Source organism: Streptomyces sp. NPDC005774 (assembly GCF_042871645.1).
Classification (GTDB): domain Bacteria; phylum Actinomycetota; class Actinomycetes; order Streptomycetales; family Streptomycetaceae; genus Streptomyces; species Streptomyces pratens.
Genome location: NZ_JBIAIV010000018.1, coordinates 79,539 through 95,157, shown reverse-complemented (window position 1 = coordinate 95,157; position 15,619 = coordinate 79,539). Strand labels below are relative to the sequence as shown.

Here is a 15,619-nt window from a genome sequence, read left to right as displayed (position 1 = left end):
GGACGGCCGCACCACCGGACGGCCGGGCGGCCGCACCACCGGACGGCCGCACCACCGGACGGCCGGGCGGCCGAGCCGTCACCGGCTTGCTCGGCCACTGGCTCCGGCAGCTGCTCCAGGCCTGTGCCCGCCGCCCGTCCGGATACCCGGACGGGTTACATGAACAGGTTAAATGAGGGGGCAAAGTCCGCTAGGGTCGAGGCGCGGAGGGAGATCGCCATGGCCACCGAGGAAGAGCTGTTCGCGTCGGTCGACGCACTGTTGGAGGAGGAGCCACAGCTCCCGTCCCCTGCGGAGCGTGCCCGACTGCGCGAGGCCGCCGGCATCACCCAGGCCCGCCTCGCGGCCGCGTTGAAAACGTCGACGCAGTCCATCAAGAACTGGGAGAACGGCCGCTCCGAGCCCAAGCCGCCGCGCCTGGAGGCGTACCAGCGACTTCTGAAGGGCTGGGCGGCGAAGTATCCCGCGCCCGGCGCATCCGGTTCCTCCACCGCCGGGCCCGCCCCGGCCGTCGCGCCGCAGCCGGAGGTGCCGGCCACGGTCGCCGGCCCGGCCGCGCCCGGGCCGGGGACCGTCGCACCGGTGGAGGCGCCCACCGCCCGGGCCGCCCTCGAGCGCCCCGCGCGTCCGGTCGCGCGTCCGGTGACGTCGTCGGGTGGTCCGGCGGCGAGGAAGACCGCGAAGCCCGCCTCCGTCGACCCCCGCTTCCCGCACGGTCCGCTCGCGGTGCTGGACGGCGATGGCTCCGCGTACGGCACGGACGGCATCGTGCTCGACTGCCCGGCGACCACGGTGCCGGAGCTGGTGGAGTGGACGCTGCGTGAGTCCGGCCTCGGGGCTCCGAAGCTGAACCGCTACGGCAAGGACTCCGACCCGCTGATCGTGCTCACCGCCTCCGCCGCCGTGAAGCTCGGGCTGCCGGAGCGCCTGGAGGGCCACGAGCAGCGCCGCTCCCTGCGCCTGCCGGAGGACCACCCGGTGGTCAAGCAGGTGACGAAGGCCAAGTGGCGGCTCACGCAGCGCGGGTTCGGCCCCTGGGCGCGGATCTACCGCAAGGCACAGGGGAACCAGCGGCAGTGCGTGCAGCTCGCGATCCTGTCCTGGGACGCCCTCGACGAACGGTCCTGGCCCGGCGTCGCGGACATGGAGCCGGCCGACGTCGCCCGCGTCCTCGGCGTCTACGCCCAGCGGGTCATCACCCCGCGCGGCTCCATGGCCGTCTCGGGCCTGGAGCTGATGACGGCGCTGCGCCCGCCCACGAAGGCCGTGCAGGATGCGGGGACCGGGAACTGGGTACCCGGCCCGCACCCCGGTTCGCTGGGCACGGAGCCGATGGATCCGGCACCGCCGGAGGCCACCCCCGAGCACCCCGTGGTCGTGAACAGCGGCTGGACCGGCGGGTTCCTGGACGAAGAGGCGTACCAGTGGGTGCGGTCGGTGGACACGCTCACCGATGAGGAGTGCACGCTGCCGTACGCGGTCGGCCTGGACCTGAACACCGCGTTCCTCGCCGCCGCGGCCCGCCTGGTCGTCGGCCTGTCCGCCCCGGACCACTTCCACGCCCCGACGTTCAACCCGAAGATCCCCGGCTCCTGGCTGGTCGACCTGAGCCGCATCGAGCCGGACCCGCGCCTGCCGTCGCCTTTCACGCCGACCGGCGAGCGCCCGGCCGGCCCGGCCTGGTACCAGACGCACACCGTCGCCTACGCCCAGGAACTCGGTCACGACGTACATCCGATCGAGGCATACCTGCGCCGGGAGACCGGCGCGTACCTGGACCCGTGGCACGACCGGCTCAGGACGGCGTACGTCGACACCCTCGCCGACCTCGGCGTCACCAAGGACCTGGACGACCGCGCGTTCCTCACGGCGATGGAGCGGCACAAGGACGTCGACCCGGCCCTGACGGCCGTCCTCGCCGCCATCAAGGCCACGGTCAAGGGCGGCGTGGGCAAGCTGCGCGAACGCCCGCAGGGCCGCCATTACAAGGAGGGCGAGCGGTGGCCGGCCCTCCAGCGGCCGACCTGGCGCCCGGACATCCGCGCCGCCGTCATCTCCAAGGCGCGGGTCAACATGCACCGCAAGCTGCGCAACATGGCGGCGATGACGGGCCTGTACCCGCTCGCCGTGCTGTCCGACTGCGTCGTCTACCCCTCGCCGGGTGACAGCCCGCTCGACTTCCTGCCCTACGCGGCGTCCGGCAAGCCGCAGCCGGGCGGCTTCCGCCTCGGGCCCTCGCCCGGCCTGGCCAAGTCGGAGGGCGTCCAGTCGATGCTGTGGGCGGTCGGCCTGATGGAACAGGGCCTCAACCCCGCCCGCCACATCAAGGGCGGCGACGCCGTCCTCGACGAAGGGGAGTGACCGGTGGGGGAGATCGAGGACGCCATCGAGCGGGCCGACCGGGAAAGCTTCACCCGCCAGCCGCCCAAGACGCTCAGGAGCCAGATCCGTTACCTGCTCAAGCAGTTGGGCAGCGCGAAGGCCGTCGCGCAGGAGATCGGTGTCACCGCCGACTCCGTGAACCGCTACCGGCGCGGCGCACGCAAACACGCCCGCGCCGACGTCGCCGAGAAGATCGACGACGCGGTGCGGGCCCGCTGGCAGCCGCAGGTGCGCAAACGCCGGCAGAAGCAGGCCGCCGCCACGGGCGGGATCACGGTGGAGACCCGGGCCCGCTTCGGATACACCGCGCCCATCGGCACGACCGACGACGGACGTTTCCGGCGCCTCACCGTGCACCTCCCCCCGGCGTACGCGCAGCGCCTGTTCGACGCCCGCGCCACGGGAGCCGGCGACCAGGAGATGCGCGGGATCATCGCCGAAGGATTCAAGGACGTCTACTTCCAGGACGGCGGCGGCCGCGCCCCGGGCCTGTCGGACGTGGCCCTCAACGACATCGACTACCTGGACCTGGACTACTGAGGAGACAGCGAGGGCACAACCGCTGGCTCCCGGCCACCGGCCGCGACGTCATCGGCCGGCCTCACCACGCTCCCCCGCCCCCGGGGAGGTGGCCGTACCGGGGGTGTAACCGGGGCCGGTGCGGTGTGTAACACGTGCGGCGCACGCTGGGCGGCATGCAGAGCACCGTGACGCCCACGCACTGCCCGTACTGCGCCCTGCAGTGCGGGATGAATCTGACGCCCGCGCCGGGCGGGACCGTCCGGGTGAGTGAGCGCGCGGACTTCCCGGTGAACCGGGGCGCGCTGTGCGGCAAGGGGCGTACGGCACCGGCGGTACTCGGCCCCGGCGTCCGGCTGACCTCGCCGCTGGTGCGGTCCCCGGAGACGGGCGCGCTGGTGCCCGCCGGCTGGGACGAGGCGCTGGACCGGATCGCCGAAGGGCTGGGCCGTACGCGCACCGGGTACGGGGCGGACGCGGTCGGGGTGTTCGGCGGCGGCGGGCTGACGAACGAGAAGGCGTACGCGCTGGGCAAGTTCGCGCGGGTGGTGCTGGGCACCTCCCAGATCGACTACAACGGCCGCTTCTGCATGTCGTCCGCCGCGGCCGCGGGCATCAGGGCGTTCGGGCTGGACCGGGGGCTGCCGTTTCCCCTGGAGGACATCCCGAGGACCGGCTGCGTGATCCTCGTCGGTTCGAACCCGGCGGAGACCATGCCGCCGGCGCTGCGCTACTTCGCCGAGCTGAGGGAGAACGGCGGCACGCTGATCGTCGTCGACCCCCGCCGCACGAAGACCGCCGAGCAGGCCGACCTGCATCTGGCGCCCCGCCCCGGCACCGACCTCGCGCTGGCGCTGGGCCTGCTGCACCTGGTCGTCGCCGAGGGCCGTACCGACGAGGCGTACATCCGGGAACGCACCGTCGGCTGGGAGGAGACCCGGGCCGCGGCGATGGCGCACTGGCCGGAGTACGTGGAGCGGCTCACCGGCGTGCCCGTGCCCCTGCTGCGGGAGGCCGTACGGCTGTTCTGCGAGCCGGAGGCGGCCATGGTGCTCACCGCTCGCGGACCCGAGCAGCAGGCCAAGGGCACGGACACCGTGAGCGCCTGGATCAGCCTGTGTCTGGCGACCGGCCGCGCGGGCCGCCCGCTGTCCGGGTACGGCTGCCTGACCGGGCAGGGCAACGGACAGGGTGGGCGTGAACACGGCCAGAAGGCCGACCAGTTGCCCGGCTACCGCAAGCTGACCGACCCGGCGGCCCGCCGGCACGTGGCGGGGGTCTGGGGTGTGGACCCCGATTCCCTGCCGGGCCCGGGGCGCAGCGCGTACGAGCTGCTGGACGCGCTGGGTACGGACATCCGCTCGCTGCTGCTGATGGGCTCCAACCCGGTGGTGTCGGCCCCCCGCGCGGCGCACGTCGAGGAGCGCATCCGGTCGCTGGACTTCCTGGCGGTGTGCGATGTCGTGCTGTCGGAGACGGCCGCGCTCGCCGATGTCGTCCTGCCGGTGACGCAGTGGGCGGAGGAGACGGGCACGACGACCAGCCTGGAGGGCAGGGTGCTGCTGCGGCGGCGCGCGCTGCCCGCGCCGGACGGCGTGCGCAGCGACCTCGAGGTGCTGCACGGGCTGGCCGCCCGCCTCGGCGGCGGGCCGAGTCCGGAGAAGAGGTTCCCGACCGATCCCGAGGAGGTCTTCGAGGAGCTGCGCCGCGCGAGCGCGGGCGGGCCGGCGGACTACTCCGGGATCAGCTATCGGCGGCTCGCGGAGGAGAACGGCGTGTTCTGGCCGTGCCCGGCGCCCGAGCACGGCCCCGAACCCACGCCGGTGGCAGCGGCCCCGGCAGCACCGGCACCGGCACCGGCAGTAATAGCAGCAGCCAGTGCCGTACACCCCGGTACCCCCCGGCTGTTCCTCGACCGGTTCGCCACCGAGGACGGGCGGGCCCGGTTCGTGCCCGTCGCGCACCGCGCGAACGCCGAGGAGCCCGACGACGAGTACCCCGTCCTGCTGACCACCGGCCGGGTCGTGGCGCAGTACCAGTCCGGTGCGCAGACCCGGCGCGTCGACGAACTGAACGCGGCCGCGCCCGGCCCGTTCGTGCAACTGCATCCGCGGCTCGCGGAGCGGCTCGGGGCGGCCGAGGGCGATCCGCTGGCCGTGGTGTCCCGTCGGGGCCGGGCGGTGGCGCCGGCCCGGATCACCACCGCGATCCGCCCCGACACCGTGTTCATGCCGTTCCACTGGGCGGGTGAGGGCCGCGCGAACACTCTCACCAACCCCGCCCTGGACCCGACCTCGCGGATGCCGGAGTTCAAGGTGTGCGCGGTACGGGTGGAGACGGTCCGGTCCTGAGCCCCCGTCCCGATCGGGCTGTCGCTCTCGCCTCACCCGTTCACCGCCGTGCGGCTCGCCCATCGGGTTCTTTCCCCCGGCCGGGCCCTCGGCACGGCCGTGACCTGCCGAAACGGGCTTGGGCGGGGATCCCGCCAGGGCCGGCCGACACCCGTTCACCTCGTTTTTGACGCCCCCTCAGGGAGCGGGCCGCGCCCGTCGGCCTTTACCTCGGACCAATGGGACGCGACTGACGGCGGCACATGGGGGTGCCGCGGGCGTGGCCCCTTCGTGAGCCCGAGGGAGCATCGATGCGAGGTACCGTCCGGCGGCTGACCGGCCTGACCGGTCCCGCGCTCGCCGTGGCCGCCGCGGGACTGCTCCTGGCGCCCGCCGCACCCGCCGCGTACGCCGAGGAGTCCGTCGCACCCGCAGGGCCCCCCTACGACGCGACGGCCGGGAGGCCGGCCGGAAGCCTGGAGTTGCACCCGGCCATGGTCGTGGCCGGCGCGCAGGTGACGGTGAACACCGCGGCGTGCGGCGACAACGACACGGTCGCGGGCGACGCCACCGCCGTGGGCGCCGGCCGTTTCACGCTGGCGCCGGGCTCGGACCAGCCGGACTCCACCGGACGGTTCCGGGTGCCGCCGGGCGCGCAGCCGGGCACGTACGAGATCGTCGCGACGTGCGACGCGGGCGGGCAGCGGGTGACCGGCGACCTGGTGGTCAGGCTGACGCCCGCGGCGCAGCCGGTGTATCCCCAGGGCAGTGTGAAGACGGGGGTCGGTGGCGCTCTGGGCCCCGATCCCATACAGACCGCGGCCGGCGTGACGGCTCTCGCCGTCGCCGCCGCGGGCGGTACCTGGCTCCTGCATCGCCGGGCGAGAGGCGACGGGATCTGACGGGCGTCCTCCACCGCCCGTCCGCCGTACCGCATGTCCCTCTCCCTCCGGTTCCGACGCCCCTCGCGGCCCGGAGGGGGCACGGGGCCGACTCCGGGGAGGTCAGTGAGCGATGCGCCGCATACGTTGCAGGTCCAGCCGGGTCGGGAGCCCGGGCGACACGGTCATAGGGTCGGTGAGCGTGCTCGCCCTGTGCTGCGGGCTGTGGCTGCTGGGCGACGGGGCCGCGACGAACGCCCCGCCCCAGCCGTCCGCCGCCCAGGCGCACTCCGTGCCCGCCGAAGACGGCGCCGGACACGGCTCCGAACGCAGCTCCGGACACCCCTTGGAGCAGGCCTCCCCACTGCCGCCCTCCCCGCCCGACCGGATCCGCATCCCCTCGATCGGCGTGGACGCGCCCCTGACGGGCCTCGGACTGACCGGCACCGGCAGCCTCGACGTACCGCCGCCCGAGCGGACGAACCTGGCCGGCTGGTACGAGGCCGGCACCACTCCCGGCGAGACGGGCACCGCGGTCGTCGCGGGCCACGTCGACAACGCCGACGGCCCCGCCGTCTTCTACTCCCTGGGCGCCCTGCGCAAAGGCGGCACCGTCGAGGTGGACCGGCGCGACGGCACCACCGCCGTGTTCACCGTGCACGCCGTCGAGGTGTACGACGCCCGGGACTTCCCCGACGAGAAGGTGTACAGCGCGGCGAACCGCCCGGAACTGCGGATCATCACCTGCGGCGGAGACTACTCACGCACCACCGGCTACCGGGGCAACGTCGTCGTCTACGCCCACCTGACGGGCAGCCGCTGAGCCTTCGATCGGCTGCCCCCTACATGGCCGGCCGGCACCGAGTCTCACGCCTGTGCGGCAGCGGCGGCTCCGCAGCTTCGGTCAGCAGGAGCCGTTCAACGTCGAAGAGGTCAATGCCCACGGGGGCAGTGTCTCGGTCACCGGCCGGCCCATCGTAGAACCCGCTCCAGGCCCAACCGCCGACTTCGCATACACGGCCGTGCATGCGAGTTCGTGGATACCCGGCCGGCTGCTGGTCGGTGGTCGCCGTCTCAGGCCAGCCACTGCTCGTACGCCATGCTCGCCACCAGGGCGAAGACGACCACCAGCAGGACGATGCGGACGAAGCCGCTGCCCTTCTTCAGGGCCGTGTGGGCGCCGAGGGTGCCGCCCGCCAGGTTGAACACGGCCATCAGGCCCGCCAGCTGCCACAGCACCGCGCCCTGCCAGGCGAACATCGCCAGCGCGCCGGCGTTGGTGCAGCAGTTGACGATCTTCGCGGTGGCGGACGCGGTGACGAGGTCGAGGTGGAGCAGGGCGGTGAGCGCCAGGACGAGGAACGTACCGGTGCCGGGGCCGATGAGACCGTCGTAGAAGCCGATGCCCAGGCCGCCGAACCCGATCGCGGCGAGGACGCGGCGCCGCGAGACCGGGCCGGGTTTCGGCGCGGTGCCGAAGCTGGGACGGAGGATGACGAAGGCGGCGACGGCGAGCAGCACCACCATGATCACCGGCTTGAGGACCTCGGTGCTCATCCCGGCGGCGAGGAAGGCCCCGCCCGAGGAGCCGGCGAGGGCGGCCAGGCCGATGCGTACGGCGGTCCGTACGTCGACGGGCGCCTTGCGGGCGTAGGTGATCGCCGCGCCGGTGGTGCCGACGATGGCGACCGCCTTGTTGGTACCCAGGGCGTGCGCGGCGGGGGTGCCGGCGGGCAGGCCGAGCAGCAGCGCCGGCAGCAGCAGGAGGCCGCCACCGCCGACCACCGCGTCGATCCAGCCGGCCGCCAGTGCCGCGAGGCAGAGGAGAACGACCGTGGTCAGGGAGATGTCGGGCATGGGCGTGACCCTACGAAGCGGATAGTTGTGCCGTCCATCAAGATGAGCGTTTCCTGAGGTTGAGGCTCCTCACAGTGCTCGCTCACCGGGCCTCCTCACACACCCCTCCGCCGCGCGCCCCGAACCCTCACACGCACCCCCCGCCCCCGCTGAGGGCAGCGTTCCGCGCGGGAAACAGAGGGGATGCCGCCGGGTAACACCCGCACCGCACGCTCAGTGCCATGACCTCGAACGAGCGTGTGGTGGTGATCGGCACCGGTCTGGCGGGCGGGACGCTCGCCCGGCGGCTCGGCGAGCTCGGCACGCCGGTGACGCTGATCGGCGAGGAGGAGCACCGCCCGTACAACAGGGTGCTGCTCGCCGAGGTGCTGGCGGGGCGGTACGGCCCCGAGGTGATCGCGCTGCCGGCGCCGGCGGCCCCGACGGTGCTGATCCGCGGCCGGGTCACCGGCATCGACCGGGCCGGGCGGACCGTCCGGTGCGCCGACGGCTCCCCGATCGCCTACGACAGGCTGGTCCTGGCCACCGGTTCCAACGCCGTGCTGCCTCCCCTGCGCGGCCTGTTCACCCCGGACCGCGAGCTGCCCGAGGGTATGCACGCGTTCCGGACCATGGACGACTGCCTGGGACTGTCCGAGGCGGTCCGGCCGGGAGTCCGGGCGGTCGTCATCGGCGGCGGGCTGCTCGGGGTCTCCGCGGCGCGGGCGCTGGCCGTGCGCGGCGCGCAGGTCGTCCTCGCCCAGCAGTCCGAGCGGCTCCTGGAACGCCGGCTCGACCCGGCCGCCTCCCGGCTCGTCTGGCGGCATCTGAAGGATCTGGGCGTCGAGGTGCACACCGAGTGCCGGGTGCGGGACGTGCGCTCGGTCGGCGGCGCGGTGCGGTCGGTGGAGCTGGCCGACGGGTACGCCCTCGGCGCCGACCTGGTCGTCCTCGCATGCGGGGCCCGCCCGCGTATCGGCCTCGCGCGGGCGGCCGGTCTGGAGGTGCGCGAGGGCGTGGTCGTCGACGACGAGCTGCGCACCTCGGACCCGCACATCCACGCGATCGGCGACTGCTCCCAGCACGCGGGGCAGGTCTACGGGCTGGCCACCCCGGCGCTGGAGCAGGCCGACGCCCTGGCCGCCCTGCTCACCGGGGACGCGGGCGCCCGCTACACCGGCACCCGGTCCCTGACCCGGCTCACGCTCACCGGGCCCGACCGCCCCTTCGATCTCGCCGCGTTCGGTGAGACCGACCCCCGCCCCGGCGACGACATCGTGCAGCTCGCCGACGCCACCCGGGGCACCTACCGCAAGGTCGTCGTCCGCGAGGACCGGCTGGTCGGCGGGGTCCTGGTCGGCGAACTCGGCACCGTCGGCGCGCTCGCGCGCGCCTGGGAGGGAGCAGAGCCGCTCCCCTCCGACGGCGGCCCCCTGCTCCACCTGCTCACCCACGACGGAGGCTCCTGATGACCACCGCCCCGGAGGCCACCCCCACGATCGTGCTCGTCGGCCACGGCATGGTCGGCCAGCGCTTCCTCGAGGCGCTCGCCGAGCGCGGCCTGACCGCCACGCACCGCGTGGTCGTGCTGTGCGAGGAGCCGCGTCCGGCGTACGACCGCGTCCGGCTCACCTCGTACTTCTCGGGGAGGACTCCCGAGGACCTGTCCATGACGGACCCGCGGTTCATCGAGGAGCACGGCATCGAACTGCGTGTCGGTGACCCGGCCGAGCGCGTCGACCGCGAGGCCCGCGAGGTGACCGCCCGTTCCGGGCTGGTCGTCGGCTACGACGTCCTCGTCCTGGCCACCGGTTCCTACCCCTTCGTCCCGCCGGTCCCCGGCAAGGACGCCGAGGGCTGCTTCGTCTACCGGACCGTCGAGGACCTCCTCGCCATCGAGGAGTACGCGAAGAACGCGACGACCGGCGCGGTGGTCGGCGGCGGGCTCCTCGGCCTGGAGGCGGCGGGTGCGCTCGACGGGCTCGGACTCACCTCGCACATCGTGGAGTTCGCGCCCCGCCTGATGCCCGTACAGGTCGACGAGGGCGGCGGCGCGGCGCTGCTGCGCACCGTCGAGGGCATGGGCCTGTCCGTCCACACGGGCGTGGGCACGCAGGAGATCGTGACCGGCGCGGACGGTGCGGTCACCGGCATGAAGCTGTCCGACGGCTCCGAACTCCCCACCGATCTGGTGGTGTTCAGCGCCGGTGTCCGCCCCCGTGACCAACTCGCCCGCGACTGCGGCCTGACCGTCGGCGAGCGCGGCGGCATCGCGGTGGACGAGCAGTGCCGCACGGTCGCCGACCCGTACGTCTTCGCGATCGGCGAGTGTGCGCTGGCCGCCGACGGCCGGGTGTACGGCCTGGTCGCCCCCGGCTACGAGCAGGCGCGGACCGCCGCCGCGACCATCGCCGCCGACGAGGCCGACGAGGCCGACCGGTTGACGTTCACCGGCGCCGACCTGTCCACCAAGCTGAAGCTGCTCGGCGTCGACGTGGCGTCCTTCGGCGACGCGCACGGCGCCACCGCCGGCTGCCTGGACGTCGTCTACTCCGACTCCCGCGCCGGCCTCTACAAGAAGCTGGTCATCGGCGGCGACGGCACGCTGCTCGGCGGCATCCTGGTCGGCGACGCGGAGGCGTACGGCACGCTGCGCGCCTTCACCGGCTCGGTCCCGCCGGTCCCGCCCGAGTCCCTCGTCCTGCCCGCCGGGGCCGGAGCCCCGGACCGGCTGGGCCCGTCCGCGCTGCCGGACGAGGCCGTCGTCTGCTCCTGCCACAACGTCACCAAGGGCGCCGTCCGCGGCGCGGTCACCGAGCACCGCTGCACGACCGTGCCCGAGGTGAAGAAGTGCACCAAGGCCGGTACGGGCTGCGGCAGTTGCGTGAAGGTGCTCGGCCAGCTGGTCACCGCCGAACTGGAGGCGAGCGGCGTCGAGGTCGACAAGGGGCTGTGCGGCTGCTTCGCGCGGACCCGCGAGGAGCTGTACGAGATCGTCCACGCCCTGCGCGTCACCTCCCACCGGGACCTGCTGGACCGGTACGGCCGCGAGGACGCCCGGGGCGGCGACGGCTGCGAGGTGTGCAAGCCGACGGCCGGCTCGATCATCGCCTCCCTCGCCCCGGTGATCGGCGCGAGCGGCTACGTCCTGGACGGCGAACAGGCCGCCCTCCAGGACACCAACGACCACTTCCTCGCCAACCTCCAGAAGAACGGCTCGTATTCGGTCGTCCCCCGCATCCCCGGCGGTGAGATCGCCCCGGAGAAGCTGATCGTCATCGGCGAGATCGCCCGCGACTTCGGCCTCTACACGAAGATCACCGGCGGCCAGCGCATCGACATGTTCGGCGCGAGGGTCGAACAACTCCCGGTGATCTGGGCCCGCCTGGTCGACGCGGGCTTCGAGTCCGGCCACGCGTACGGCAAGTCGCTGCGCACGGTGAAGTCCTGCGTCGGGCAGACCTGGTGCCGGTACGGCGTCCAGGACTCCGTACGCATGGCGATCGACCTGGAGCTGCGTTACCGGGGCCTGCGCTCCCCGCACAAGCTGAAGTCGGCGGTCTCCGGATGCGCCCGCGAGTGCGCCGAGGCCCAGTCGAAGGACTTCGGCGTGATCGCCACCGCGAGCGGCTGGAACCTCTACGTGGGCGGCAACGGCGGCTCCACCCCGCGTCACGCCGACCTGCTCGCCCAGGACCTCTCGGACGCCGAACTGGTCCGTCTCATCGACCGGTTCCTGATGTTCTACATCCGCACCGCCGACAGGCTGGAGCGCACCTCCACCTGGCTGGAGCGGATCCCCGGCGGCCTGGACCACGTACGGGACGTCGTCGTGCACGACGCGCTCGGCATCTGCGACGAGCTGGAGGCACAGATGCGGGCCCATGTGTCCCACTACCGCGACGAGTGGGCCGAGACCATCAACGACCCCGAGAAGCTGGCCCGGTTCGTGTCCTTCGTCAACGCCCCCGACACCCCGGACCCGGTCGTCGGCTTCGTCCCCGAACGCGACCAGATGAAGCCCGACCTGCCGCTGCTGAACATCGGCATGCGACCCGCGCAGTCCAAGGAAGCCGCCCTGGAAGGGAGCGCCCAGCGATGACCCTGGCCCTCGAGACCACCGACCTGAAGGTCCGGATCCGGCTGACCGACACCTGGTTCGCCGTCTGCGACCTGAGCACCCTGATCCCCGGCCGCGGCGTGGCGGCCCTGCTGCCCGACGGCCGGCAGGTCGCCGTCTTCGCCGCCCGCACCGGCGGGCTGTACGCGGTCGACAACCGTGATCCCTTCACCGGCGCGGCGGTCCTCTCCCGCGGCCTGACCGGCACCCACCGGGGCCGCCCGTTCGTCGCCTCCCCGCTGCTCAAGCAGCGCTTCGACCTGGAGACGGGCCAGTGCCTGGACGACGACACGGTCCGCCTGAGGACGTACGAGGTCGAGACGGCGTGAGCACGTAGGGCACGGCGGCCGGGAGCCGGGGGCCGGGCGCCTGTCGAGTTCCTGTCGGATACGTGTGTTTCCGTTCAGCGGGCGGGTTCTTGGAGTTTCATCGAAACTGGGTACTCCGCCCACTCGTCTCGCGCACTCCCCACCCGCCACGGAGGCACGAACCATGACCCGGAAGCACCCCGAGCACCCCACGCGCCCCCGGCCGTCCCGACGCGCCGTCCTCGGTGGCGCCGCGGCCACCGCGCTCGCCACCCTCGCCGGGGCCGTCGGCGCCGGCGCCGCGCAGGCGGGCGGCCACCGCGCCGACCGGCCGACCGGGTTCCCGCTGCCCGACGGCTGGCTCCCCGAGGGCATCACCATCGGCGCCGGGCCGTACGCGTACATGGGCTCGCGCGCGAACGGCGCGATCTACCGCACCGACCTGCGCACCGGACAGGGCCGGGTGCTCCACGAGGGCGCCCCCGGCCTCGCCTCCATCGGCCTGAAGCTGGACGACCGCGACGGCCTGCTGTACGTCGCGGGTGGCGCCGGCGGTACCGCGCGCCTCGTGGACGCCCGCACCGGAGCCCTCCGCACCACCCACCGACTCACGCCCGCCACAGGGCACTTCATCAACGACGTCGCCCTGCTCGACGACCGTGCCTGGTTCACCGACTCGCGCGACGCGGTGCTGTACGGCGTCCCGCGCGGGCGCCGCGGCACGGTCCGGGCGCTGCCCCTGAGCGGCGACTGGGAGCAGTTGCCCGACGTCAACAACGCCAATGGCATCGTGAGCACCCCCGACGGCCGCGACGTCATCGTGGTCAAGAGCACCCCGGGCGAGCTGTACCGGGTCAACCTGCACACCGGCCACGCCACCAGGATCGTCCTGTCCGGCGCGGCCGACGTGGTCAACGGCGACGGCCTGGTCCGCGTCGGCCGCACGCTGTACGTGGTCCAGAACCGGCTGAACGTGGTCACCGTGTTCCACCTCGACGCCGGCGCGACGACGGCGGCCCTGCGCCGTTCGATCACCGATCCGCGCTTCGACGTCCCCGCCACCGCGGCCCGCTACCGCGACCGCCTGTACCTGGTCAACGCCCGATTCACCAGCCCGCAGACACCGGAGACGACGTTCACGGCGGTGGGCGTACCGCTGTAGGGCGACGACCGCCGGGGCGCCCGGCCGGGGATGGTCACCGTCCGGTACACCCACGTCCATGATGTGTCCATGCTGAACGCATAGGTTCCGTGACCGCACGCCCCCGTCACCGGCCCCGGTGGCGGGACGGTTCACGGCACCCCTGGGAGCGGCAGTGGAACGTCGTACCTTCCTTCGCGCGAGCGCCATGGGCGGCTCCGGCGCGGTCCTCGGCGGCGCGCTCTGGCACAGCGCCGCGTACGCGGCGCCCGCCCAGCCCGGTACGGGCCCGTACGGCGCGCTCGGCGCGGCGGACGCCAACGGGATCCGGCTGCCGGCCGGGTTCACCAGCAGAGTGATCGCCCGGTCCGGCCAACAGGTCCCGGGCACCTCGTACACCTGGCACAACGCCCCCGACGGCGGCGCCTGTTACGCGGACGGCAGCGGCTGGATCTACGTCTCCAACTCGGAGATCAACCCGTCCGGCGGCGCGGGCGCCGTCCGCTTCTCGGCGACCGGCGCCGTCACGGACGCGTACCGCGTCCTGTCCGGCACCCGGCAGAACTGCGCGGGCGGGAAGACCCCGTGGAACACCTGGCTGTCCTGCGAGGAGGTGGACCGCGGCTACGTCTACGAGACCGATCCGTGGGGGACGAAGGCGGCGGTCCGCCGGGACGCGATGGGCCGCTTCAAACACGAGGCGGCCGCCGCCGACCCGGTCCGCAAGGTCGTCTACCTGACCGAGGACGTCTCGGACAGCTGCTTCTACCGGTTCCGGCCGACGACCTGGGGCGACCTGTCCTCCGGCACGCTGGAGGTCCTGGTGGCGGGCAGCGGCACGAGCGGCCCGGTGAGCTGGGTACGGGTCCCGGACCCGTCCGGAGCCACCGCGACCCGCAACCAGGTCTCCGGCGCCAAGCGCTTCAACGGCGGCGAGGGCTGCCACTACGCGAACGACACCTGTTGGTTCACCACCAAGGGCGACAACCGCGTCTGGCAGTACGACGCCGCCGCCCAGACCATCGAACTCGCCTACGACGACTCCCTGGTGACGGGCGGCTCCGCCCCCCTGACCGGCGTCGACAACATCACCGGTTCCTCCTCGGGCGACCTGTTCGTGGCCGAGGACGGCGGCAACCTGGAGATCTGCGTCATCACCCCCGACGACGTCGTGGCCCCCTTCCTCCGGGTGAACGGCCAGTCCGGCTCGGAGATCACCGGCCCGGCCTTCTCCCCGGACGGCACCCGCCTGTACTTCTCCAGCCAGCGCGGCACGAGCGGCAGCTCGTCGGACGGCATCACGTACGAGGTGAGGGGCCCGTTCCGCACGTAACCGCCCTCCGCCCTCCGCTCGCTCCGGTACGCAGAACACACCGGAGTGAGCGGAGAGCTACCGACCGGTCACGTCACGTTCGCATCACGGGTCCACGAAACCTCCACACCCTCCCCCAGCCCCTCCCCTACCGTCGGCAGCTCACACCCGGCAGACCGTCCCGGACGGGGGCACGCTGCCGGAAATCCGTACATAGTTGGGGGATCCCCGTGAACCTGTCCTGCAAGTCCGCCGCCGTGACCGTCGCCGCGCTCGCACTGGCCACACTGCCCGTCACCACCGCCGTGGCCCACGAGGGCGTGTTCAAGAACTGCCCCGCGGCGTACGCCGCCGGGTACTCCAACATTCCGGCGAGCAGCGAGCACTACGGCAAGCACCTGGACCGCGACGGCGACGGCATCGGCTGCGACCAGGCGCCGGCGGACTTCGTCCCCGTCGGTGACAGGGACAAGGGCAAGGACACCGGCTCGGACGACAGCGCCACCGAAACCGACTCCGGCTCCGACACCGGCTCCGCCTCCGGCTCCGACACCGGCGAAAAGGACGCCACCGGCCAGGGCGGCACCGACCTCGCCGAGACCGGCGGCAACAGCGCCACCCCGTACCTCGCGGCCGGAGGCGCGGCCGTCGTCCTCGCGGGCGGCGGGGTAATGTTCGCGGCGCGTCGGCGCCGCAGCACGAACTGACCCTCCCCGAAAAGCCGCCCGGTGGCCTGCGGAAGACCTCCGCGGGCCACCGTCGCACGCAGCGTCGCGAAGCCGTACAGGGG

At 73.4% G+C, this 15,619-nt stretch carries 12 protein-coding genes; 11 read left to right on the top strand and 1 reads right to left on the bottom strand.

Translation table 11 applies throughout. The annotated features are described in order from the left end of the window. Positions 1-219: 219 nt before the first annotated feature. The 5 genes from tap to ACFYQA_RS18650 all read left to right on the top strand — a co-directional run bounded on the left by tap (position 220) and on the right by ACFYQA_RS18650 (position 6,935). On the top strand, positions 220-2,361 hold the full coding sequence (tap, locus tag ACFYQA_RS18670) for a telomere-associated protein Tap (protein ID WP_388918648.1): 2,142 nt from the start codon (positions 220-222) through the stop codon (positions 2,359-2,361). 3 nt (positions 2,362-2,364) lie between these two features. Continuing rightward, entirely contained in the window at positions 2,365-2,922 is a 558-nt protein-coding gene (gene tpg, locus ACFYQA_RS18665; RefSeq protein WP_386401655.1) for a telomere-protecting terminal protein Tpg, read from the top strand. Positions 2,923-3,077: 155 nt separating this feature from the next. Further along, a complete protein-coding gene (locus tag ACFYQA_RS18660) occupies positions 3,078-5,252 on the top strand; it encodes a molybdopterin oxidoreductase family protein (RefSeq protein ID WP_388918645.1) in 2,175 nt (724 codons plus the stop codon). A gap of 290 nt (positions 5,253-5,542) precedes the next feature. Then, on the top strand, positions 5,543-6,133 hold the full coding sequence (locus ACFYQA_RS18655) for a hypothetical protein (RefSeq protein WP_388918642.1): 591 nt from the start codon (positions 5,543-5,545) through the stop codon (positions 6,131-6,133). A gap of 112 nt (positions 6,134-6,245) precedes the next feature. Continuing rightward, positions 6,246-6,935 (top strand): class F sortase, encoded by a 690-nt coding sequence (locus ACFYQA_RS18650; protein ID WP_388918639.1) that lies wholly within the window; start codon positions 6,246-6,248, stop codon positions 6,933-6,935. 251 nt (positions 6,936-7,186) lie between these two features. Here the strand turns inward: ACFYQA_RS18650 and ACFYQA_RS18645 are convergent, their stop codons facing one another. Then, positions 7,187-7,969 carry a sulfite exporter TauE/SafE family protein gene (locus ACFYQA_RS18645; protein WP_386401647.1) on the bottom strand — a complete coding sequence of 261 codons (783 nt, stop codon included), beginning with the start codon at positions 7,967-7,969 and terminating at the stop codon, positions 7,187-7,189. A gap of 221 nt (positions 7,970-8,190) precedes the next feature. Here ACFYQA_RS18645 and ACFYQA_RS18640 point away from each other — a divergent pair, with 221 nt between their 5' ends. The 6 genes from ACFYQA_RS18640 to ACFYQA_RS18615 all read left to right on the top strand — a co-directional run bounded on the left by ACFYQA_RS18640 (position 8,191) and on the right by ACFYQA_RS18615 (position 15,536). Continuing rightward, positions 8,191-9,417, top strand: a complete 1,227-nt coding sequence (locus tag ACFYQA_RS18640; protein ID WP_388918636.1) for an NAD(P)/FAD-dependent oxidoreductase — start codon at positions 8,191-8,193, stop codon at positions 9,415-9,417. Then, a complete protein-coding gene (nirB, locus tag ACFYQA_RS18635; protein WP_388918633.1) occupies positions 9,417-12,050 on the top strand; it encodes a nitrite reductase large subunit NirB in 2,634 nt (877 codons plus the stop codon). The genes ACFYQA_RS18640 and nirB overlap by 1 nt, the downstream gene beginning before the upstream one ends. Continuing rightward, entirely contained in the window at positions 12,047-12,397 is a 351-nt protein-coding gene (gene nirD / locus ACFYQA_RS18630; protein ID WP_388918629.1) for a nitrite reductase small subunit NirD, read from the top strand. Before nirB ends, nirD begins: the two co-directional genes overlap by 4 nt. A gap of 163 nt (positions 12,398-12,560) precedes the next feature. Next, positions 12,561-13,538 carry an SMP-30/gluconolactonase/LRE family protein gene (locus ACFYQA_RS18625; protein ID WP_388918626.1) on the top strand — a complete coding sequence of 326 codons (978 nt, stop codon included), beginning with the start codon at positions 12,561-12,563 and terminating at the stop codon, positions 13,536-13,538. A 154-nt stretch (positions 13,539-13,692) separates the two neighbouring features. Further along, positions 13,693-14,850: an alkaline phosphatase PhoX gene (locus ACFYQA_RS18620; protein WP_388918623.1), complete on the top strand. Its 1,158-nt coding sequence runs from the start codon at positions 13,693-13,695 to the stop codon at positions 14,848-14,850. Positions 14,851-15,059: 209 nt separating this feature from the next. After that, positions 15,060-15,536 (top strand): LAETG motif-containing sortase-dependent surface protein, encoded by a 477-nt coding sequence (locus ACFYQA_RS18615; protein WP_388918620.1) that lies wholly within the window; start codon positions 15,060-15,062, stop codon positions 15,534-15,536. Positions 15,537-15,619 lie beyond the last annotated feature (83 nt).